15 protein-coding genes, 1 tRNA gene, 2 rRNA genes and 1 pseudogene (1 of these 19 running past the window's edge) are annotated in these 21,160 nt (G+C 45.4%); 2 read left to right on the top strand and 17 right to left on the bottom strand.

All coding sequences use genetic code 11. The annotated features are described in order from the left end of the window. Window positions 1-13 precede the first annotated feature (13 nt). From ACPW75_RS21385 to ACPW75_RS21350, 8 genes are all read right to left on the bottom strand, one after another. Window positions 14-3,094 (bottom strand): glycosyltransferase, encoded by a 3,081-nt coding sequence (locus ACPW75_RS21385; protein ID WP_425904356.1) that lies wholly within the window; start codon window positions 3,092-3,094, stop codon window positions 14-16. Between the two features lie 178 nt (window positions 3,095-3,272). Continuing rightward, window positions 3,273-4,439 (bottom strand): nucleotide sugar dehydrogenase, encoded by a 1,167-nt coding sequence (locus ACPW75_RS21380; protein ID WP_425904355.1) that lies wholly within the window; start codon window positions 4,437-4,439, stop codon window positions 3,273-3,275. Between the two features lie 172 nt (window positions 4,440-4,611). Then, window positions 4,612-5,346, bottom strand: coding sequence for a glycosyltransferase family 2 protein (locus ACPW75_RS21375; RefSeq protein ID WP_425904354.1), 735 nt, complete (start codon window positions 5,344-5,346; stop codon window positions 4,612-4,614). Then, window positions 5,343-6,911: a hypothetical protein gene (locus tag ACPW75_RS21370; RefSeq protein ID WP_425904353.1), complete on the bottom strand. Its 1,569-nt coding sequence runs from the start codon at window positions 6,909-6,911 to the stop codon at window positions 5,343-5,345. The genes ACPW75_RS21375 and ACPW75_RS21370 overlap by 4 nt, the downstream gene beginning before the upstream one ends. Further along, entirely contained in the window at window positions 6,902-7,282 is a 381-nt protein-coding gene (locus ACPW75_RS21365; RefSeq protein WP_425904352.1) for an HAD hydrolase family protein, read from the bottom strand. Before ACPW75_RS21365 ends, ACPW75_RS21370 begins: the two co-directional genes overlap by 10 nt. Before the next feature lie 6 nt (window positions 7,283-7,288). Next, entirely contained in the window at window positions 7,289-9,394 is a 2,106-nt protein-coding gene (locus ACPW75_RS21360) for an acyltransferase (RefSeq protein WP_425904351.1), read from the bottom strand. A gap of 16 nt (window positions 9,395-9,410) precedes the next feature. Continuing rightward, window positions 9,411-10,457, bottom strand: coding sequence for a glycosyltransferase (locus ACPW75_RS21355; protein WP_425904350.1), 1,047 nt, complete (start codon window positions 10,455-10,457; stop codon window positions 9,411-9,413). A gap of 9 nt (window positions 10,458-10,466) precedes the next feature. Next, entirely contained in the window at window positions 10,467-12,848 is a 2,382-nt protein-coding gene (locus ACPW75_RS21350) for a glycosyltransferase family 2 protein (protein ID WP_425904349.1), read from the bottom strand. A gap of 374 nt (window positions 12,849-13,222) precedes the next feature. On the opposite strand from ACPW75_RS21350, the pseudogene ACPW75_RS21345 reads away from it, so the two are divergent. Then, window positions 13,223-13,474: pseudogene (locus ACPW75_RS21345) on the top strand (transposase family protein); the annotation flags it as partial. A gap of 216 nt (window positions 13,475-13,690) precedes the next feature. Here ACPW75_RS21345 and ACPW75_RS21340 read toward each other — a convergent pair. From ACPW75_RS21340 to ACPW75_RS21315, 6 genes are all read right to left on the bottom strand, one after another. Then, window positions 13,691-13,861 (bottom strand): SIS domain-containing protein, encoded by a 171-nt coding sequence (locus tag ACPW75_RS21340; RefSeq protein WP_156991822.1) that lies wholly within the window; start codon window positions 13,859-13,861, stop codon window positions 13,691-13,693. 7 nt (window positions 13,862-13,868) lie between these two features. Beyond that, window positions 13,869-15,095 (bottom strand): sugar transporter, encoded by a 1,227-nt coding sequence (locus ACPW75_RS21335; protein ID WP_270807520.1) that lies wholly within the window; start codon window positions 15,093-15,095, stop codon window positions 13,869-13,871. 15 nt (window positions 15,096-15,110) lie between these two features. After that, window positions 15,111-15,761: an ABC transporter ATP-binding protein gene (locus tag ACPW75_RS21330; protein ID WP_042048214.1), complete on the bottom strand. Its 651-nt coding sequence runs from the start codon at window positions 15,759-15,761 to the stop codon at window positions 15,111-15,113. 26 nt (window positions 15,762-15,787) lie between these two features. Beyond that, entirely contained in the window at window positions 15,788-16,588 is an 801-nt protein-coding gene (locus ACPW75_RS21325; protein ID WP_042048213.1) for an ABC transporter permease, read from the bottom strand. A 68-nt stretch (window positions 16,589-16,656) separates the two neighbouring features. Next, window positions 16,657-18,438, bottom strand: coding sequence for a polysaccharide biosynthesis/export family protein (locus tag ACPW75_RS21320; protein ID WP_270807523.1), 1,782 nt, complete (start codon window positions 18,436-18,438; stop codon window positions 16,657-16,659). 10 nt (window positions 18,439-18,448) lie between these two features. Continuing rightward, a complete protein-coding gene (locus tag ACPW75_RS21315) occupies window positions 18,449-18,844 on the bottom strand; it encodes a hypothetical protein (protein WP_042048212.1) in 396 nt (131 codons plus the stop codon). Between the two features lie 597 nt (window positions 18,845-19,441). Between ACPW75_RS21315 and tnpB the strand changes: the two genes are divergently transcribed. After that, window positions 19,442-19,624, top strand: coding sequence for an IS66 family insertion sequence element accessory protein TnpB (gene tnpB / locus ACPW75_RS21310; protein ID WP_201964321.1), 183 nt, complete (start codon window positions 19,442-19,444; stop codon window positions 19,622-19,624). Between the two features lie 325 nt (window positions 19,625-19,949). Here tnpB and ACPW75_RS21305 read toward each other — a convergent pair. The 3 genes from ACPW75_RS21305 to ACPW75_RS21295 all read right to left on the bottom strand — a co-directional run. Further along, window positions 19,950-20,026 (bottom strand) — tRNA-Asp (locus ACPW75_RS21305). Between the two features lie 98 nt (window positions 20,027-20,124). After that, a 5S ribosomal RNA gene (gene rrf / locus ACPW75_RS21300) occupies window positions 20,125-20,239 on the bottom strand. Between the two features lie 81 nt (window positions 20,240-20,320). Next, window positions 20,321-21,160 (bottom strand): 23S ribosomal RNA (locus ACPW75_RS21295) (it continues 2,049 nt past the right edge of the window).

Genomic DNA, 21,160 nt, shown 5'->3' with positions numbered 1-21,160 from the left:
TAGCTTGTTTCTCTCATGCATTCGTACGCCATGAAAAGTCTTCATGGGTGAGGGTCAGATTGGGGTTATAATAAGGGTCACTCAGCAACAGTTCACCCCATCGATTTTGCATCCATCTCACTTCGCTGCTAAATCTCTGCTGTTTTTCTGGTGTATCTTCAAAACCTCTGCTCACCGACTCGTGATGGATCATTTCAGCAAAAGGGGTCCAAAGATTACGGTATCCGGCTTCACGCACTTTCAGGCAAAAATCCACATCATTGAATGCAACTTTAAGCTCAGTATTCAGCCCACCAACTTGCTCAAATACCGCTTTACGCACAACCAAGGCAGCCGCGGTTACCGCAGAATAGTTCTGCACCAGACTCAACCGGGAGTGATATCCGTGGTGATGCTTGCCAAAATATTTATGGCTGTGGCCAGCAATACCACCAATACCCAATATGACCCCCCCATGCTGAATGCGCCCATCAGGGTAATACAGCTTGGCGCCAACACAACCAATATCAGGGCGGCTGACCTGACTGACCATCTCGTCCAGCCAACCGCCATCCAAAATCTCGATGTCATTGTTAAGTAATGCAACAATGCTGCCTTTGGCCGCGGCGACCCCAGCGTTGTTGATTGCCGAGAAGTTAAACTCATCATCGAAGTCAATAATCCGGGCCTGATTATGATTCCGCAACGTTTTAAAGTAGCTCAGCGTTTTTTGGCATTGGCTTTGGTTATTCATCACCAACAGTTCGAAATTCGAATAATCCGTGAACTTGTAGATACTATCAATACATTGTTTCAGCAGTTCATAGCCATCACGGGTAGGTATGATAATGCTTACCAATGGTCTGGGCTCCGGCATCGGCCATTGCACACGAAAACAGTTATTTAAGGCATGCTTACTGACCCGAATGTCCTGCTCTGAGGGCGCAAAGTAATGAGTTAACGCGGCAAGCCCGGCTTCCTGGGTATAGTTTTTTTCGCTGCCACTTAACGCGGTTGAGCCTTCTATTGCACGCCAGTGATACAAAATGGCTGGGACATGCACAATGTCCTCATCCTTTACCTTGGCAATGCAGCGCAACAACAGGTCATAATCTTGGCTGCCTTCCACACCTTCTCGGAAGCCACCGGCAGAGCGAGCCAGGGTGGTATCCAATACTGTAAAGTGACAAATATAATTGTGGGAATAAAAGAGATCGCGATTCCAAGCAGATTTAAAATGAGGGTTAAAACGCTGCCCTGCCTCATCTATTTTGTCTTCATCGCTGTAGAGCACCTTTGCATGCGGCTTGGCATTTAACGCCTGCACTACTGATAACAAAGCATCTGGCGCCAAACAGTCATCATGATCCAGTAGCCCGATATAAGCTCCGCTGACAAGCTCAAGGGCACTGTTACTGGCGGCGGAAATATGACCATTTCTCGTCCGATAACAAACGTTGATGCGGCTATCCTGCATGCTGTACTGCTCAAGCAACGGCCGAATATGTGCCTGAGTAGACGCATCATCGGCAATGCACAGTTCCCAATGAGGATACGACTGACAAATGACCGACTCAATAGCTGACCGCAAAAAGTCCTCATTGATATTATATGTCGCCATCACTAACGAAATCAGTGGTTTAACCGTCAGTGATGCCAGGGCTGTGGTCACTTGCTTGGGTTGTAAGGGGGGCGGCTCATAGAGCGCCAACCACTGACTGTAAGGTATACCTCGCTGTGCTGACTCAAAACACTTGCCGTAAAGGGCCAACAACTCAGTGTCAGATTGCTGCTTGCAATCAGTCATGCCCCTTCCAGACAGTTTTTTTACCATCAGCTTACGGGCATACCCCGCAGTCAAGCGACTTAAGGAAACTTGGTTAACCGTTAAAAAACAGGCTTGTTCCAGCGGGTCAAAACGCATTCGCAGCGGCTTGCTGGCAAAATAGACGGCCCGCTTGCTCAATTTCCCCGATTGCAATGGCAGCACTATGGCCTCTTGTTCAACAAAGCCATTGCCATAGTCTACATAGAGCTTGGCCTCCATCCGCGTCACTGTGCTGCTAAGCTGCACCGAAAACATAAACCAACCGGCGCGAAATCCCCCAAGCGGCTTTACTCTGAAGCTCGGGTCGTCGCCGACCGAACGCCACTGATACAGCCCCGCAGCACGATACAGTTCACGGACTGGTTGCAGCTCAAAAACCGGAGATGGGTAAAGCTTGCTGCACCACTTTTGCCAGCCACGTTGCAGGCGGCTAAGGCCCATCGCCTTGCGCTCCCGAGTGGCCAATAGATCAAGAACTTTGCCTATTTCTTCATTCAGTGAGGGCAACCAAGGCTCAAGCCAGTCGCAGCGCTCATCATTAAGGTCATGTTGTTTAAAAAATCTGTCGAGGCGCTGGCTGCTCGTGGTGGCACGCCCCCGGGGCTGCTTACGAGTTTTGAACTCTTCATAGGATTTAATCACATAGTGATTAACCCTTAAGCCCTCCCAGCAAACTTGCTGACTCATGCCCTCTGGATGCTTACGATCAAAGGCCATTTGTTTGCCATTAGGGTAGGCATATCCCCCCGCACTCAGGTCTGCTTTGTGGGGATTGCTCATCCGCAGGCAACTGCGCGGCCTCACTATGGTTTTAATATGCCGGTTAACCCCCTGATGCTGAAATGCTCTGTGGCTAAAGCGCTCTGTCACCAAATCGGGCCCTGCCTTGTGCTGGCCGGATGAGCCAAACACCGCCCAGTTCATGCCAATGGCACCAATCCTGGCATCGTCACTCAGGGCTAAGAGTCTCTCCCGCACCGTCTCTCCCGGCGTCGGTACAATAAATTCATCGGCATCGATAAAGGCCAGCCAATCAACCTGATTTCCGAATTTTGCCAGCAGCAGGTTATAGGCTGGCAATTGCGGCGCCCCACCTGCTGGGGTAGTAAAGCGCACTCGGGTAATCAGCCCTGCTGCATGCAACGCAGTTAACAGCTCAGAAGAACCATCTTCACTGTCATTATCGGCAATGTAAAAGCGCTCAAACCCCATCAGGCGATGGAAGGCCAACCACTCAATAATATAGGGGTGTTCATTTTTAAAAATGGCCGCTATGCCTAAAATCATTCTGTATACCTGAAAAAGCCGGATGTATTGAGCCGTGCAACTAACGCGCTAATAACGCGCTAAAAAGGTGGGATATATTACTGCTTATGATTCAGAAAGGTCGTTATGTCGTGGTCAACTAAATGCAGCCCCGGCAGGCGAGGCCGCAACGTATCACATTGCTTAAAAATCGTTCGCACTAGTCAGCACCAAACAAATCACGGCTATAGACCTTGTCCTTTACATCCAACAATTCATCTACTAGACGGTTGGCCACAATCACATCGCAATCCGCTTTAAAGGCAGCAAGGTCTTTGTACACCTTGGAGTGGAAAAATTCGTTTTCCTTCATTACAGGTTCATACACCACTACCTCAATGCCCTTGGCCTTAATACGCTTCATAATGCCCTGAATGGCCGAGGCACGAAAATTATCCGAACCCGCCTTCATAATCAGCCGATGAATACCTACACGCTTAGGATTGCGCTTCATAATAGAGTCGGCGATAAAGTCCTTGCGGGTGTTATTGGCATCCACAATGGCACGGATCAGGTTATTGGGCACATCCTCGTAGTTGGCGAGCAACTGCTTAGTGTCTTTTGGCAAACAATAGCCACCATAGCCGAATGAGGGGTTGTGATAATGGTTGCCGATACGTGGGTCGAGGCCTACCCCTTCAATAATCTGACGGCTGTCTAAACCGTGGGTTTCAGCATAGGTGTCCAGCTCATTAAAGTAAGCAACCCGCATCGCCAGATAGGTATTGGAAAACAGCTTAACGGCCTCTGCTTCTGTGCTGTCGGTAAACAGTATAGGGATGTCTTGCTTCACTGCGCCTTCGGCCAACAACTTGGCAAAAACTTCCGCGCGTTCACTGCGCTCGCCGATAATAATGCGGGAGGGGTACAGGTTGTCATAAAGCGCTTTGCCCTCACGTAAAAACTCAGGTGAGAAGATGATGTTGTCGGTGCCAAACTGTTCTTTAATCGCTTTGGTGTAACCCACAGGTACAGTTGACTTAATCACTATCACCGCGTTGGGGTTAACCGCCAGCACATTTTCAATCACAGCTTCGACTGAACGGGTATTAAAGTAGTTGGTGGCCACGTCATAATCTGTTGGCGTGGCGATAACCACAAAATCTGCGTCTTTATAGGCGCGTTGCCAATCGAGGGTTGCTGTCAGGTTTAACGATTTTTTTTTCAGGAGCAATTCAATCTCAGTGTCCTGAATGGGTGAGATACCGTCATTAATCATGGCCACTTTCTCTGGCACAATATCAACGGCAATAACTTCATGGAGCTGTGCCAGCAGCACCGCATTGGACAATCCAACGTATCCGGTTCCGGCGATGGTAATTTTCATGTTCTAAATCTCACAACTGAGAAATTAAAAAACGTGGACTATAAGAGTTAGGTGGTTACGGAAAATTTGATATGGCTACATATCATATGGAACAGATGCCTCGTGTCGTATGATTTTGGATCCTAGCAGCACAGGTGGAGTTACATCTATAAGCCTTTATGACTGAGCATAGTTAATCTAAAGAGCACTCAACTTGCAACGCTTCATACTCAGTTGGTGTGCCACAAAAAATGACTTCACTTCTTTCTATTATGTGATATTTGATAGTTCGACCTTTCTCGATAAGATAATTGTATAATGGTGCTACGTACAATTCGCCGGCATCCCAGATGTCTTTTGGTAAGGTGAGGTAATGTTCGTATGCATCACGGAACTCACTGATACTGGAAAAATGATAAAGGCCAGTACAGCATAAATCTGAAATAGGATTTTTCTCAGTAGTCTTAATAACATCCAGATCACTGTTACATGATGGCATGACGAATGACCAGTTTTCACCTTCGCCTTTAAAAACCTCTAAATAAGAGCTGGTACCAATGACATCTGAAGGATATGAAAAATTTGGCCTGATGGTATCAATGTTAAAAATTGTAATGGCTGACTGACTATTCAGATCTTTATTTAATGCCAAGTATACGGTTTCCGCCTGCCCTCGGGTTTCTTGCTCTAAAACATGGATATGGTAGTTTTTTACACCCAAGTGAGCGAGTCGGTCGTTCACAAAGTCCAACGTATCGTAAACATCACGTACAATAAATACAAAGTGTTCGGATTCGAAATAGCTAGAGAAACTTTTTACACAAATGTCAAAAAGAGGCTCGCCGTGAAGTTCTAACATATATTTTGGCTTGGTATAACCCGCTTTGAAAAAGCGGGAGCTAAGTCCAGCCATTGGAATAATTATCATGCTTCAATACTCTTGATTACATTGTAAAGTCTAAAGGCATTAGCAAAGAGTGCTTGTTGCCTTTGTTTATTGTCGCTATGAAGTGGCAACATCGACAGGAATAAATGAATCTGCATTGCATATAAAGACAGTTTATCAATCTCATAGCGGTCAGATATTATCTCAACGAAGGCATCTTGCAATTCAAAATATTCTGGATTTATATCCAATTTGAAATCAATGTTTTTGTTATCGCCATCAAAGTAAATATTGAAGTAACCGGCAATAATCCAGTCATAAAGTCCAATCACAGAGTGAGACAATTTTGCTATGTCATATCTATAATCGCCAAAGATAGTCAACTCTCCAGTTGGTGTGACTCCTCTTGGGTCAATAACCTTCACCCTTTCAGTCCTGAAGTCATAGATAATATTACTGAAGCAAAGGTCACCGTGCATTATAGTTTGCGCGGATAAATCTGTTGGCAAATATATCTCGATTTCCTGCAAGATCTTATGAACCGAAACAGGTTCGGAATCATTAAAAGACCATTTGTCATGAGCACTAAACCCAAAGTCAGAGCAGAATTGCTGAAACCTCTCTTTGGTCTTATGGCCGAATAATTCCGAGATAGTACCTTGAGATGAACTATCTCTCACACTGTTTTTGCAGTAGTCTACAAAAGTAAGACAGTTTGATAAAATATTGAGGAGTTTACTCTGTGGTAAAGCTGAGAAAACAAAAAGTTCATTCAAGGCTGTGTTATATAGATATTCAAGTTTATAAGATTTTGAGTTATCAGAATACTCTTTTAGCAACTGAGGTGTGTATAGCTTCAGCTCTTGTGGAATATTTGAGAACCATTGTGACTCAGCTTCAATCTTACTATGTTTGACACTCGACTTTTCAACTGATTCGCCTGTTATGGTTAACTCGTTAAATGATCTCTGAGTAGTATACTGTACTTTTGATTTATAAAATGTGTTGATATGTCCAAAGTCTAGCCAGTCATCAACAGTCAAAGTCGTCAGACCATAATTCACACGATACTTATCGAGTGCACAAATGAAATCAAACTTATTAAGCACCAACTCCTTAATAAAGAGATTTGCACTTGAAAAGGCAAAATACCCACAAACCACGTCTCGGGATCTCAAAGATGTGTCAGCATTAAATCCATTGCTGCCAAAATGTGCCCAGTGATAAAAATCCTGTGACTGACTTACCGACACAATATCATAGTCATATGGAAGTGATTTAAATAAGGTATCTCCTAACAAAATCCTTATAGACTGAGTTGGCTTGTCTTCTATAAGATTAAATGCAGTGACAATGGCATTACCGAGAGATAGCCCGGAGTCTACTCTGATAATATTGACGCAATTATCGATTAACCACTTTTGGTCTGATTCAGTGACAATATAACACTCGGGCAAAACTAAAAAGACAGGCAGACCTTCCTGATTCAGCGCTACTTGATGTTGAAAAAGCCGTTTGTTTGCAAGAGGCAAAAAACTTGGAGGGATATGACCAAATTCAGCGCCAAGTTCTTGTTGAACGTATGCGCCAGACATAATCAGGAGCATGGTTTCTCCTTGGCCAACATATCGGTGATTTCGTCGAATGACATACTGACAAACTCTGAAGGACGAACTGCTTTGTCATCGATATAAAAGCCATCATGCCCACACCAAGGCTTTCCGACAATTATTTCGTCATATGGTACATTATGTTCATCTAGCCACTTAATAATGACTGGTAATGTGTGAATATTTATTTTGCCTACATTACCTTCGTAGGATCTCATATTGCGTGCTGTTGCTACTACTATAATGAACTCATTTTTTTTATATTCATGTAGCTGTCTTATTAATTCATGATTGGGTAAAACATTACTATAATCTGAAGTGTTACCAAGTGTTATAGTTCCATCAAGGTCTACTATTAGCTTTTTCATTAATTACTATTCCTGATCTAAAAAAATGGCTTCTTTAAGCTTGACATACAAATCAGATTCTTTTGAAATATCATTAAGAATAAGAGACTCTAGTGTGTTAATGCATATTGACTCTCCGTCAAAATAGCTACCAAAGCTTATATCTTCTTTAGCGTCGTATACCATGATATTACTTGTTAGAAGATTTGCATAGCAACTTGCATGTGGCTCCAAATTTTTGAAACCTTCAACTTCGAACAGTGAGGAACATTTCTGTAAATAATTTGAATAAAGCTCGCTATAGACTTTCATAACCTTGGGAGTACCCATAGCAAACTGGTCCCCCATATAAATGTTATCTGTATGAATATTAGCTGGAGTATCCGCTATAATTACATTAGAGAAATCATCGAATTTAAATTTACGCAGGTCAAATGAAAATTTAGTTAATTCTCTATCTGGTCTTATTCTAATAATAAGATCATATTTACCAGGTTCTGGTATCATATCCCAGCACTTGTTAATCATCATATACATCTTTTCTATATTGGAAAGCTGCATGTGATCTTCATCATTTACTATAATAACATTCTTAGTATTGTATGCAGATTGTAAATCTAAGTCGTTTATTAACTCCGTTCTATTTAAATGACTAATGAGTGTAGGGAATTGTTTTTCGAACTTCGGAAAACCAAAGCTTGATATAAAGTCTTTGAATACTTGCGAAACATTTGGAGTTATAACCCTATCGAGATGAGACGGATGTAATTTTTTCCTTCCAATTTGTTCCCAAACACAGACATATGAGTCTACATCATGTGCATTAAAGCCAAAAGCACTCCAGGTAGACAAGGCTTGTTTGTAACCTCGTAATTGGCCAGAAATACAAACAGCAATTTTAAGCTTCTCATTAGTTTTGATACTAAGTTCGGATGAACGTGAGTATGGTTTAGTTAAAATATCATTGTAAGCTAATTTTAGAATTGGGTTACTAAGTTTATTCAGTGCTTTATATTCTATAACACTTTTAATGTTTTTCTCATGAATAGGCAAAAACGACATTGCGCGAAGGATAAGCTTTTTATTATTGGTTTCTAGTAACTGTTCGACAAATTTTATATCTAGTTTTTCCAATAAACCAAAACATGCTTTTGTATAGTAGTCTAATTCATTAATAGACTCTAGTTCCCTTCTGTAGAATTCATATTTAGTGCGATTAGTACGGTAAAGAACATAGACATAATCACATAAACTAGTAGGTGTAATGAAATTAAATTTTTCTCTTGAGAGCTCTATTAGTACCGCTTTAAATATTTTGTCATTTTCAATGTAATGTAGATTGGCGCATATGGTTTTACTATTTACCGACTTTATGTCATGCAGCCAATTCTTAAATGCCAGATTATAATTTTTATTTTCAATTTCGTGTAGAAACGCACTCTCACCTAAATCTAATACCGAATCAGTATCCCTGTTATAATCAGCAGGCTTACGCCGATCCCATCTAACATTGTCTTTTACTATTTTTGCTGGAAAGCCCGCAATAATAACATTCTCGCGATTAAAAGGTTTTGTAACTACGGCTCTTGATGCGACAGTGCTATCATTTGATATCTTGCTACCCTTATTAAAGTAGACGGCTTCACCTACCCACACTCGACTACCTATCCAGATGTCCCTAGGAATATTTGTTGCTCTTCCTGTAGTAATATCAACAATGGAATGCCCATCAGATGTCCGAGCCTTAATATCCCATGAGAAAAGACAGTTGTCTCCTATGTAACATGCTTCGTTCCCATCATTCATTTGTAGCTCAAATCCGCCACAGCTGAAGTTATCGCCTATCCGAAGCTGTTGTCCATCCCCCCTTATAGATATGACTTTCAAACATCGAATATTCATATCGGATTTTCCTATGAAAATGTTTTTACCTTCGCCTTTAAGATTTATTGACAGCTTGTGATAGAGGTTGCACGATCCAAGAGTAATCACATTGTCGTCACCTGAGATAAATATTTGGCTTAACTCGAATGTTGCGCCTTCCTCAATTAAGACCTTATTGTTTTTTCCGTCTGTTTTTACAACAAGACCAGGTATGCTATTCAAATCTTCAGTGGCATAGAAAGTGGTCATATGTTTACTCTATAAATCATAAGCTTGAAAAAAATCTAATTTCTGTAAGAGCAGCTTTTCGCACACTAAATTCCTGCGATTTATCTATAGCGGCATCAACTATTCGCTGCCTCTCGAAGCTTGGCATTTGAAAAAATTTGACTATATCGGTAACAATTTCGCTTTCATTCTGCATATCATGCACAAAGGAGTTTATGCCATGTTCTGCATATTCGTAGCCACCACCAACAGCAGGAATTACCGGGACACAACCACATGCCATCGCTTCCAGGCTGGTTCTGCCAAATGCCTGAAAATCTGAGGCATCCAAAAACATGCCACTGCCGCGAAGCAAGCTGGCGACTTGTACCCGTTTCAATACACCATGATTGGTAAACTCAAAATCGCGTACGACATTGGAGGATTCCAACTCGTCATTAGTACAACCGAAGATATCAACCGAAAGCTGTGGCAGTGTTTTTTTAACGGCTCTGAGGATCCGCATAGTGCGATATGGTGCCCGTCTGGGAGACTTGGGTCTAACCATGGCCGACAGTCTGAGCTTGTTGTAATCTAAATTGGGAAAATAGACTGAGTGGTCTATGCTGGGCTCTACTTTAGCCACTTTTACACCATGGTTTTTATAGACAATATTTTGTTGCCACTGGGTTTTTGTAAATATGTTTAAGCCAGGTATTGCTGTATAACTGTCATAAGCTTCCTGCCACAGTGGGCTGCCCTTCTCCGAGAAGAGTGGTTCATAGTCCTGCACATAATAAGCAGGAATAACACTGGGTTTAAGCTTTTTGATAGCCTTTAGTATTTTTACTGAGGTAAAAATGGTTGCAACAACAATTGAACCTTCTGCAATGTTGGCGGCCAAATCTGTTTCGTTTTTGAATTCAATAAAACGACCGACAACCAATGGCATATCTGCATAGTTGACTTTCATGGACATCATGTTTCCGCTGTTTATCGCAACGTGAACATCTATGCCCATAGATATCATTTCGTTTGCCTCTTGAATGACGGAGTGCGCGCCACCACCACCGCCACCTACAGGGAGAATAAATACAACTTTCATTTACATTCCTTAAACTTCATAAAGAGGAGCGATCGTTTGACGTGCCTTTACTAAAACGTCATGATTGTAAAGTTTTTTAGAGACAAGTCCCCAGTTGTAGTCTGGGTGTTTTTTCTTCAAAGCAACGCTGCCTTTCTCGGAAAGTTCCGTTCTGGTGTCGTGCCCAAAACTTTTTGACTTATGATGGTATACATAACTATTCGGGCATACTAATAGACGATATCCATTCGCAATTAATCGCGCACAAAGGTCGTTCTCTTCTCCATAGCCCTTTGGAAAAGCAATTTCGTCTAGCTTTCCGACCTCAAAAAATAACTCTCTTTTGATTAACTGACAAAAGCCATTTAATACCCCGGCGTCGGCAAATTCATATTGCCGATTTAAGTTAAGCTGGAAGGCAATATCATTTGGTGTCAGACCGGCTGGTATCAGGTTGAAGTCCCATCCACCATTCTTTGAGAGAACATTAGGTACAGACTGCCAACTTGCAGCGTTCCCAAGAGGGCCAATAATGGCAACCTTGTCTTCAGTTGTCCCTTCCAGAAGATTCTCAAGCCAAAATGGTGTTACCACAGTATCGCTATTTAACAACAAGACCCACTCTGACACTGCTAGTTCAAAGCCTTTATTAACGTTAGCGGTGTAACCTACATTCTGTTCTTGATGGTGCACAGAGATAAAATCGTATTTATCGGCATATTCATCAAGCACATCGGATATTCCATCGGTAGAGCAATCGTCAACTAGTAAGATTCTATATGCTATATTAGTGTGTTTGATTATTGATTCTAAACACTCAATCACAAACTCTTTTGCATTATATACAGGAATCACGATGTCAACTGGTGAGTACTTTGACTTTTTCACATTAACGGTATCGGTCTTCACCTCTGTTGGATTTCTTTTTAATACATCGTAGTATCCGGCTATGATATCAAGTTGAGAGGCGATGACCGGGTCTTCAATAGCAGAGAATATTTCTTCTTTTTTGAACGACGTTTGTTGATGTAATGACACGCTAAAGTCAGCTGCTTGATTGTTCGCATTAAACTCTACTGCTAGTCGATATTCATGATAATCAGAAGTCGTGTTGATTAAATCGCAAATAGAGTTGTAATCCAAAATGAATATCCATTCATATCTATCATTTTCTAGCTTTTGACATGATAGACGCAATTTGTTTAGTATTTTGTCTTGTGCTCCTTTCGCATAAATATATACTGATTTAATTAGCTTGTTGCAGTCACCCGTTGCAGTAATTTTTCCCTGCATAGGCATGCTTTTGATATTTTTCAGATCAAGAGAGTATACGATCCTGGAGTACCCTAACAGTTTGCCTATATTGATGCTGATTCCTGAGTCACTCTTGGCTGCGATAAACTCCGATTTATTACCGTTCTTAGCCTCATATATAACACCAGGAGCAATCAAATTTTTTCTTCGTAGTTTTATGAATTCTCGAGGTAATTTACAGTTGGATAGACTACTGTTAATTATAGAAATACTCTCTTGATTGGTTTTTAATTTTTCGAACTTTGGTTTCAAAACTAGAATTTTTTCATTCGAATTTTTAACTAACAAACCACCCAAGTCTATATATGATGAACTGTCAATATATAGAGTCAATACAATAGATGATGCACCTTCGATTAAATCAAAATTGAAACATGATAAGGGTGTAGTGTAAGTGTTCCACCCTGGAGATATCTCCAATCTGGAACTTGCTGTTACTATTTGTTCGTTATCCAGTAGCTCAACCAGAACTTGTGCTGCCTTGTTGGTATTGAGTATCAACTCGATAATATCATTAGAATAAATCCCTTGGACAAGGCTCTGCCCGATAGCAATAGTTTTTTGCTTGCTTGTTTTGGCATTCGATATTCGATAGAAAAATTCCGAACAAATTGATTTTTCATATTCGCTCGACGGCACTAATTGGATGTTAAGCCCATCATCCAATCTTGAACTTTGATTTTTACTGATAGATTTGTTATAGAAATTAATGAAATATGGGTCTTTGTTTTTTATATTATCATTACCTAACAGAGCTCTGCTAAAAAGCACTTTATCCTGACCAACGTAAACTGCAACATCTAATTTTTCGTAGTCGCTAGATTCAAATTCTACGTCGAATGCAGCAATCCCGTTAGCAATTCCGTGTGCTTGCAAGTCATCTCTGAAGGATAGCTCAGGGAGTTCTAATGACAATTCATTTACCTTCAAGGTAATAGGTGTCACTATAGGCATCTTATTAGATAAAGCAACCCACCCTCTGACTTTGTTTTTTGTGACCTCATCAATAGAACCTATATAACCGAGAGGTGTTTCTTCTCGAGCCTTATCGTCTAGTTTAGACTTTAATTTATTTACGAGACTTTTAATTCTTTTCATTAGCTTAATTGTCCGATGATGATTTTCGATGTGTGTTTTTTATAGTGAATACGAATTGATGGCGCTGTTCCCGTTACGTATTGATGAGTCGATTGACACCACAAAACAACCATGAACGGGCTGTGTTTGGCTCCTGACAGACAACACGGATGATGTAAAATCTCAGTTCGAGTTCGTCTCTGTTGAACGGCTTGCCACCCACTTCCCTAATCGCTGCGACTATAAACGACCTCTTTCACAGCCCTTAAAAATCGCGGGGTTTCGTAATCTTGCCCTGACCACAGAGCAGGGCGGGATCGCACTTTGTTAACAAATTTTGAACTGGCAGATCGTCTGTGATCTAATCGCTCCCCTAGTCCAGAGGAGCTCAAGTCATGACACTCATTGAACATCTCACTCTCGTTGAAGAAACCCGTTCTGATATCAACCGCAAGCATGATTTGGTGGACGTGATGTTCCTCGTCATCAGCGCCATCATGGCCGGTGCTGAGGGCTGGCGTGATATCCAGACCTTCGGCGACTCGAAAGCGGATTGGTTGCGCTTATATCGACCCTTTACTCATGGCATTCCGCGTCGTCATACCATCGCTCGCATCCTACGGACCATCGTCGTCGAGTCCTTGCTGTGGCGCGCCAAGCCAGCGAAACAAGTTGAAAAGAGCGGGCTGGGACGATGATTATCGGGCACAGTTATTCTTTGGTTGAAAATCAAGCAAAGTGCGCTCCCGCCCTGGACCACAGAGCGCTTCGCTTCAGAAGGTTAAAAGCCAAGATTTTTTGCTTTTGCTGTTCTTCTGCTTTTCTTCGTGGACCTTCGTGTCCTTCGTGGTCGATAGTTTTTTTCAAGAGCATTCTCCACGAAGCGCTCGTTGCACTCGCTTCACGGCGTGTTTGGCCAGGGGCGATTGCAGGCCGCCGGTGATGGAGATAATGCGATCGCCAATATTTTGCAGTGACCGGATCAGTTTTAATATCTCATCGGTTTCACCACTGTTGGAGATCATATCTTGCATCACCCTATCAATCCTGATGCTCACGCAATGTAGCCAATCCCATCACCACCAAGCCATAAAACAGGCAAAGCAATACGCCAACCGTGGTCAGATTATAGAGACGACGTGGATATTCAGCCTCTTCCGCCAATGTCGGGCGCGTGACAACTAATAAGTGTTTAAGTTTGCGATAGGCTTCTACGCGGGTTTGCTCCAGACTGATAAGGCCCGTTTTGTAGAGATCGGCAGCCAGAGTGGCCTGAGTTTGCAGATCCATATATTGGGCGGTGATTTCGTTCATCGCCTCAGGCGCCACTTGATTGTCAGCACCGGCATCATGAGTGGTCAATTTCGCCTTTTCCTGTTTCAGTTGCTTGCTTAACGCACCAACACGACTTTGCACCGATACCACCGCAGGTGCGCTCTCTTTCATATAACTGCGCAATTGCTTAAGTTCTGCCTGCTGGCGCACCAGTTCAGCTTCAATTTCACTGACCACACCAAGGCGGGCAGTGCTGGTTGATTCAGGGCTGATCAGCTGATAACTATTTTGAAACGCCAGCACCTTGGCTTTCTCTGCCTGCAAAAGTTGATGAGAACGGTTAACCTCTTGTTCGACAAACGCGAGCTGATCCATGGCGACCTGATGGCCCAGTTTGTTGATAAATCCTTCCGCTTCTTTCAGCATTAAGCTGACTACCTGCTGGCCATATATAGGATCAAAAGCCTGAAGTTCGATACTTAATACCCCGGAGAGTTCATCAAGACGCAAGATCAGATGATCACGGTAATATTCCAGAAACTCTTCGCGGGTGGCCTCCCCCGATAAACGCGAGAAGAAGTCGGCATCATGGCTTTGGTAGTGCGCTTTAAGCGCCAATTCGCGGTCGAGCTTGGCCAGCAGATCCCAGGAACGCAGGTACTCTTGTACCAGCAATACGTCCTGATGATTGCTACCACCCAGCCCCAACATAGACAGGGCATCTGGCAACATTTTAATCTGGTCGGCCTGCTTGATAATGATGTCGCTTCGGCTGACATAACGGTCTGTAGCAACGCCGCCAAAATAGATCGATGCCACGACAAAACAGGCGACCACCCATAAAAAGCTACCCAGTTTCAGACTCTGTTGCCATGAACGATGAGCGATTTTATAACCGCTGGAATCAATAAAGAAACGCTTCGGCTCTTTGCCAAGCTTGCGTATTTTGCGTACAAAGCGTGATGACTTTTCTGTTCTGATAGGTTGTGTCATGTTTGATTGTGCTTATTATAGATTTTGATAAATACGGATCGCATCGTCGATATTGTCGAATATTTCCAGTTGACCGTTGCGCAACAATATCCCCATATCACACTGCTGACGCAGGTTCTTCATATCGTGCGACACCATAATCAGGCTGGCGGTTTCACGTTTTTGGTTAAAGACGTCGATGCACTTCTGCTTAAAGCGAGCATCGCCCACCGAGGTGATCTCATCGGTGAGGTAGATATCAAAGTCAAAGGCCATACTGACGGCGAATGAAAACTTCGATCTCATACCACTGGAATAACTCTTGATGGGCAGCTCGAAGTGTTGGCCTATTTCGGCAAACTCCTTGACCCACTCTTCGATGGCACGGGTATCGCGCACGCCGTGAATGCGGCAGACAAAACGGGTATTTTCACGCCCCGTCATGCTGCCCTGAAAGCCTCCCCCCAGCGCCAGCGGCCAGGAGACCCGACATTGACGGGTGACTTTGCCTCTGCTTGGCGTATCCATGCCGCCCAGCAGCCTGAGCAGGGTGGATTTGCCCGCGCCATTGGCGCCGAGAATGCCGATGTTGCGCTGGCGCGGCAGGGTGATATTGACATCGCGCAGCACATAGTTGCGACCAAACCTGGTCGGATAATATTTCGAAACGTTTTCCAGAATAAGCATAATATCAGTGCTCAACATCAGGCCGGTTAACTGGCAATCAGGCGCCGGTGGGTCAATCGATAACAGCTCATGGCAAAGGTGAGCAATACCAGTGTGATAGCGGCAAAATAAGTCCAGCTGGCAGTGGGGCTGCTGTAGCCAGCAAGCCAGCCGCTGCGGATCAGCTCGATGGCATGCACCAGCGGATTCCACAAAAACCAGTGTTGATATTGTTGGGGAATGCTCGCTAGGGGGTACATGACACAGGAGATAAACATCAACGGCATCATCAGCAGACCGAGAAACTTTTTTGCCTCTTCCACCAGGGTGCCTACCACGCAAAAGATGATGCCAAGGGCAAATGAAAAGACCATCAGGAGCTGATAGCCCAAGATCACCTGCAAGGGGTCGGCAGGAATGGCATCAAAACCAAACCACAGCAGTCCCAGTATCAGAATGCTGCCGACCAGCAAACCGATGGTGACCTCCAGCAGAAAGCGGGCAATGAAGGTAGCAAAGGGTGTGACCTGCCGGTAACAGAACAGCCCCATATTGGCGCTGACAGCCGATTGCAACTTGCCGACCACATTTTTAAAGAAGATAAAGGGCAGATAGCTGGCCGTGATAAACAACGGAGCCGGCGCCCCGCCAAATCCGCTGTGGCCCCGCAATCCGAAAATCAGGCTGAATGCACCTATCATGAGCAAGGGGTCGAGCAACGCCCAGACATAACCCAGCCGATAACTGCCAAAACGGGTCTTCAGCTCACGGATCAGCAGGCCAAAGGTGACATCGCGTAATACCTGAAAGGCACTGCGCGGGGCGGGGCGGTGTAACGTTGTTTGCATAGTGTCGTCTATTACCGGGAGACCGGTGAATGACGCCATTCACCGGCCTTGCTCGAGATGGAAAGGGATCAATCGATAGCAACGTTGGCCGCCACGGCGATCTGATAGATGATTTGGGTAATATCCTTGACCGATTGCATGGTTTTGCTGTCAACCTTGGGCAACACTAGGATTTGATCACCGGGCTGGACACTCCCCTTATCTTTAAACTCCACCAATCCGTTGGCATGCACCACGGCAATCCGCTGGTCATTCGCACGCTCGGTGAATCCGCCCGCCCAAGCCACGTAGTCATCGAGCGTCGCATTGGCGTTATAGACCACGGCCTGTGGCATCAAGACTTCCCCACCGACTTGAATCAGGTCCGTTCTGTTCGGGATAACAATCTGGTCACCCTGTTCCAGCTGAATGTTCGCAACAATCCCTTTGTCTGCGACCACCACCTTGCCAAGAGGCTGGATTTTTCTGGCCTTCTCGACAAAGCGCATCACCAGTTCTGCCTCTTTGGCACGGATGGCCGCTTCACCATCCGAGCTGGCGGGCGCAGTAAACACACTGCGCTCCAACCGGTTGAGCGACTCTTCCAACATCTCTTTTTGCCGCGCAGCGACACTCTTGCGCATCAGGTAGATGGATTGGTAATCGGCAAGCTGTGGGTCAATGGGAATATGGTTGAGCAGCTCATGCAGCTTGGTCTGCTTGCGCACTGTGAAATAGGAAGGCCCCATATAGCTACCAGCGACCTGCACATCATAAACCTGAGCATGCATGTCATCGTTGAACAAAACTTTGTCACCATCCTTAAGCTGGAGGCTGGCAAAATCCTTGTAAGGTAAATAGATGGAGAATGGACCACTTGGACGGTCACCTATCACCCCGACATGGCTCACCTTGGCAAGCGGCAGTGCATAGTTGACCAGCTCCGAGCCTAGCGTATTGCGCTGAGTCAACTCGAAACGGAATGGATTACGCACCTTGCCCGCGACATTTATCATCGGGCCCTGTGGCTCTACCAGGATGACATCCTGATCTTTAAAAGAGAGCTTGGGCATTTTGCCGTGCTGCATGAATTCATACAGATCGATTTTTTGGATGACCTGGTTCTGGCGTAATACCTTGATTTGACGATAGCTGCCGCGCTCCGAGTCGATCCCCCCTGCCCGCTTTAAAAAATAGAGCACACTGTCAGAGGATTGACCCGCATACTGGCCTGGCCGTATTACCGGGCCAGTGACAAACACACTCACGGGAGTTGTTGTCAGCAGGTTGACGTAGATATTGACATTATTTGTAAAAACATCGCCAATCCTGCTGGTCACCAGATTATTGACTTGGCTGGCAGGTACATTCTTGACATTTATCGGGCCCACATCAGGAATGAAAATATTGCCTTGATTATCTACCGTCACTACATTTGAAAAATTGACGGCCCCCCAGATCCAGATATTCAGCTTGTCGCCTGGTGCAATCAGATAATTGTCATTCAAGCCATCGCTGCGTTCGGTTTCATAGCCACCGGCGAACAGGTTGGCGCCATAAGGCGGCGGCAATCCGGCCTCGGCTTGGGGCAGCAGTTGGCGCACATCGCTTTCACCGGGCAATAGCATCCCCTGACGATTTTGCTGGGTGAAACTGCCGGTGGTGGCGTTGCGATTGGCTTCGCCACTCAACGATGGTGCGCCACCGAGCTGGGGTCCGGCACCAATAGCCGGAGGTGCCGACAGGTTATAGCCAAACGACTGTCCACCCGCTTGCGCCGGATCGGATTTATTATTCGCCGCAAGGGTCAATGGAGCCATCCCGAGCAGGGCCAGGGTCACCACCAGTTGGCGGGGAAGGGAGCTTTTCAATGCGGGATCCTCAATTCGATTCGACAACTTGCAAACTGTTAACCGGAAGCTGTTCCAGTTGCGGGATCAGATACCACTGATCCGCCCGCTGGCAGGCTATGCGCTTTTCGCTGCGGCTGGACGCGCCGTTAGAGAGCGAGCGCTGAAACAGCAATTCCCGACAGGCATGGCCGAGGGCCGACGTATAGACAGGCCCCGGCGTGAAGGTTCCGTTCGTAACGGCAACGCTATTGCCCTGTTGCAGGGAATTAAGCACCTGCTGTTGCTCGGCGGGAAGAGCAATGAGTCCATCGGTAGCGGTCTGATTAACCAGCGGGATTGATGCTGCGACCTGCTTGGGTTCACTGGCGCAGCCGCCAAGCAAAATGGCCAGCGAGAGGGCCAGGCACTGAGTTGCATGGTTCATGGTTGAGTGATTTCCGTGTGTATAACGAGCACAAAATTGAACCTGTCAGGAGAAGTCTCGCGCTGAGTGTGACCCGACAGGATTGAATGATAATTCGTTGGAGAGTTGGCAAGCGATGTAACTGTTTATTTTTTATGATTTTTTGTAGCATAGCTATTTTACACCATAGCTACCGCACAGCGCTGCACAGGACAGTTCTGCAATCATCAATAATTGTCGATGCTTAAGATCGATAGAATACTAGGGATGCACATCGAATTGTTCCGGCGCAATTCAGTTAACCTGAAACAAATCAGTTGTTTATCCAAATGTACGTCGTCCTTGAGCACCAATATGCTGACCATTTATCTGATAAGAAAGGGTATGTTCAGAAGAGAATGGTGCATGGATTCGTGTCGCCAATGGTAAACCGCCTAAGCTGAATACAACCTGTTAGGCTGTTCATGATTTGAACATTTTCCTCTTGAATTCGGAACGTGTCAATCTCACTTGAGTGTATGAGCAATTAGTGCTTAACCTGCCCACCGGCAACCAACTGGCCTTTCCTGCAACCTTATCTCCCGCTCGCTTGCAGCAATTCCTGATGGCGCTGTCGGCATGACGCCGCGGGGGGATATCTATCTGGTGACCGGCGTGACTGACATGCGCAAGTCGATCGATGGTCTGGCTATGATCGTCAGTGACGTGCTGGCGCTGGATCCGATGAGTCAGGCCTGGTTTATCTTCTGCAATCGACCCCGGGGCAAACTCAAGATCCCACGCATGGCGATCGCTCAATAACATTCATGCCAATCGCCCAATAACATCCCAAGCCGATCACTTTTTTCCTCTATGGGAAACCATGATCGGCATGAATGTGAGCGTAATAGATCAGAATGGCCGAACGCCATCAAGTACTAAAAAACCAAAATCAGGTGCGAAATCACTTATTAAGAGATAGTAACCGATTGAACCCAACAATGTCCAGAATGACCTCCGGTCAAATCAGGGGGTTGGTCACGAAATGGTCACGGTTTGGTCACGGTCACGAACATCAAGCGGGCGTTTCAAATTGCAGATATGAAAAAAAGCCCAACCTGTTCAACAGGTTGGGCTTTCTATTTAGTGGCGGAGCGGACGGGACTCGAACCCGCGACCCCCGGCGTGACAGGCCGGTATTCTAACCGACTGAACTACCGCTCCGCTGTCTGGTTAGCTTTTTGCTAAATTGTCTGCCGCTTCATTGAGGTGTCATCCTCGCAGCCAGTAATGTGATTCTTCACATCACCGTTTAATTGGGTGCCTGGCAGTGTCCTACTCTCGCATGGCGAATGCCACACTACCATCGGCGCTACCGCGTTTCACTTCTGAGTTCGGCATGGGTTCAGGTGGTTCCACGGCGCTATGGCCGCCAGGCAAATTCTTCAATCTGAGAAAGCTGATGTAAGTAATTCGTTCGTATTTGCTACAAGCCTTAGAACACTTCTTGGGTGTTGTATGGTTAAGCCTCACGGGTAATTAGTATGGGTTAGCTCAACACGTCGCCGCGCTTACACACCCCACCTATCAACGTTGTGGTCTCCAACGGCCCTTTAGGACCCTCAAGGGGTCAGGGATGACTCATCTCAGGGCTCGCTTCCCGCTTAGATGCTTTCAGCGGTTATCGATTCCGAACTTAGCTACCGGGCAGTGCCACTGGCGTGACAACCCGAACACCAGAGGTTCGTTCACTCCGGTCCTCTCGTACTAGGAGCAACTCCCTTCAATCATCCAACGCCCACGGCAGATAGGGACCGAACTGTCTCACGACGTTCTGAACCCAGCTCGCGTACCACTTTAAATGGCGAACAGCCATACCCTTGGGACCGACTTCAGCCCCAGGATGTGATGAGCCGACATCGAGGTGCCAAACACCGCCGTCGATATGAACTCTTGGGCGGTATCAGCCTGTTATCCCCGGAGTACCTTTTATCCGTTGAGCGATGGCCCTTCCATTCAGAACCACCGGATCACTATGACCTACTTTCGTACCTGCTCGACCTGTCCGTCTCGCAGTTAAGCTGGCTTATGCCATTGCACTAACCTCCTGATGTCCGACCAGGATTAGCCAACCTTCGTGCTCCTCCGTTACTCTTTGGGAGGAGACCGCCCCAGTCAAACTACCCACCAGGCACTGTCCGCGACCCAGATTCATGGGCCTGCGTTAGAACATCAAACATACAAGGGTGGTATTTCAAGGACGGCTCCAGCGCAACTGGCGTCACGCCTTCAAAGCCTCCCACCTATCCTACACATGTAGGTTCAATGTTCAGTGCCAAGCTGTAGTAAAGGTTCACG

It is taken from the genome of Aeromonas sp. FL131 (assembly GCF_049860615.1).
In the GTDB taxonomy this organism is placed as follows: domain Bacteria; phylum Pseudomonadota; class Gammaproteobacteria; order Enterobacterales; family Aeromonadaceae; genus Aeromonas; species Aeromonas hydrophila.
This window is presented reverse-complemented; position numbering and strand designations above follow the sequence as displayed.

What these genes read in the sequence shown, in the direction of transcription:
- ACPW75_RS21340 (WP_156991822.1), bottom strand. Translation starts at nt 13,861, where the DNA reads ATGCAAGATATGATCTCCAACAGTGGTGAAACCGATGAGATATTAAAA.
- ACPW75_RS21385 (WP_425904356.1), bottom strand. Translation starts at nt 3,094, where the DNA reads ATGATTTTAGGCATAGCGGCCATTTTTAAAAATGAACACCCCTATATT.
- ACPW75_RS21365 (WP_425904352.1), bottom strand. Translation starts at nt 7,282, where the DNA reads ATGAAAAAGCTAATAGTAGACCTTGATGGAACTATAACACTTGGTAAC.
- ACPW75_RS21360 (WP_425904351.1), bottom strand. Translation starts at nt 9,394, where the DNA reads ATGACCACTTTCTATGCCACTGAAGATTTGAATAGCATACCTGGTCTT.
- ACPW75_RS21370 (WP_425904353.1), bottom strand. Translation starts at nt 6,911, where the DNA reads ATGCTCCTGATTATGTCTGGCGCATACGTTCAACAAGAACTTGGCGCT.
- ACPW75_RS21330 (WP_042048214.1), bottom strand. Translation starts at nt 15,761, where the DNA reads ATGCTTATTCTGGAAAACGTTTCGAAATATTATCCGACCAGGTTTGGT.
- ACPW75_RS21375 (WP_425904354.1), bottom strand. Translation starts at nt 5,346, where the DNA reads ATGATAATTATTCCAATGGCTGGACTTAGCTCCCGCTTTTTCAAAGCG.
- ACPW75_RS21350 (WP_425904349.1), bottom strand. Translation starts at nt 12,848, where the DNA reads ATGAAAAGAATTAAAAGTCTCGTAAATAAATTAAAGTCTAAACTAGAC.
- ACPW75_RS21355 (WP_425904350.1), bottom strand. Translation starts at nt 10,457, where the DNA reads ATGAAAGTTGTATTTATTCTCCCTGTAGGTGGCGGTGGTGGTGGCGCG.
- ACPW75_RS21315 (WP_042048212.1), bottom strand. Translation starts at nt 18,844, where the DNA reads ATGAACCATGCAACTCAGTGCCTGGCCCTCTCGCTGGCCATTTTGCTT.
- ACPW75_RS21380 (WP_425904355.1), bottom strand. Translation starts at nt 4,439, where the DNA reads ATGAAAATTACCATCGCCGGAACCGGATACGTTGGATTGTCCAATGCG.
- ACPW75_RS21335 (WP_270807520.1), bottom strand. Translation starts at nt 15,095, where the DNA reads ATGACACAACCTATCAGAACAGAAAAGTCATCACGCTTTGTACGCAAA.
- tnpB (WP_201964321.1), top strand. Translation starts at nt 19,442, where the DNA reads ATGACGCCGCGGGGGGATATCTATCTGGTGACCGGCGTGACTGACATG.
- ACPW75_RS21325 (WP_042048213.1), bottom strand. Translation starts at nt 16,588, where the DNA reads ATGCAAACAACGTTACACCGCCCCGCCCCGCGCAGTGCCTTTCAGGTA.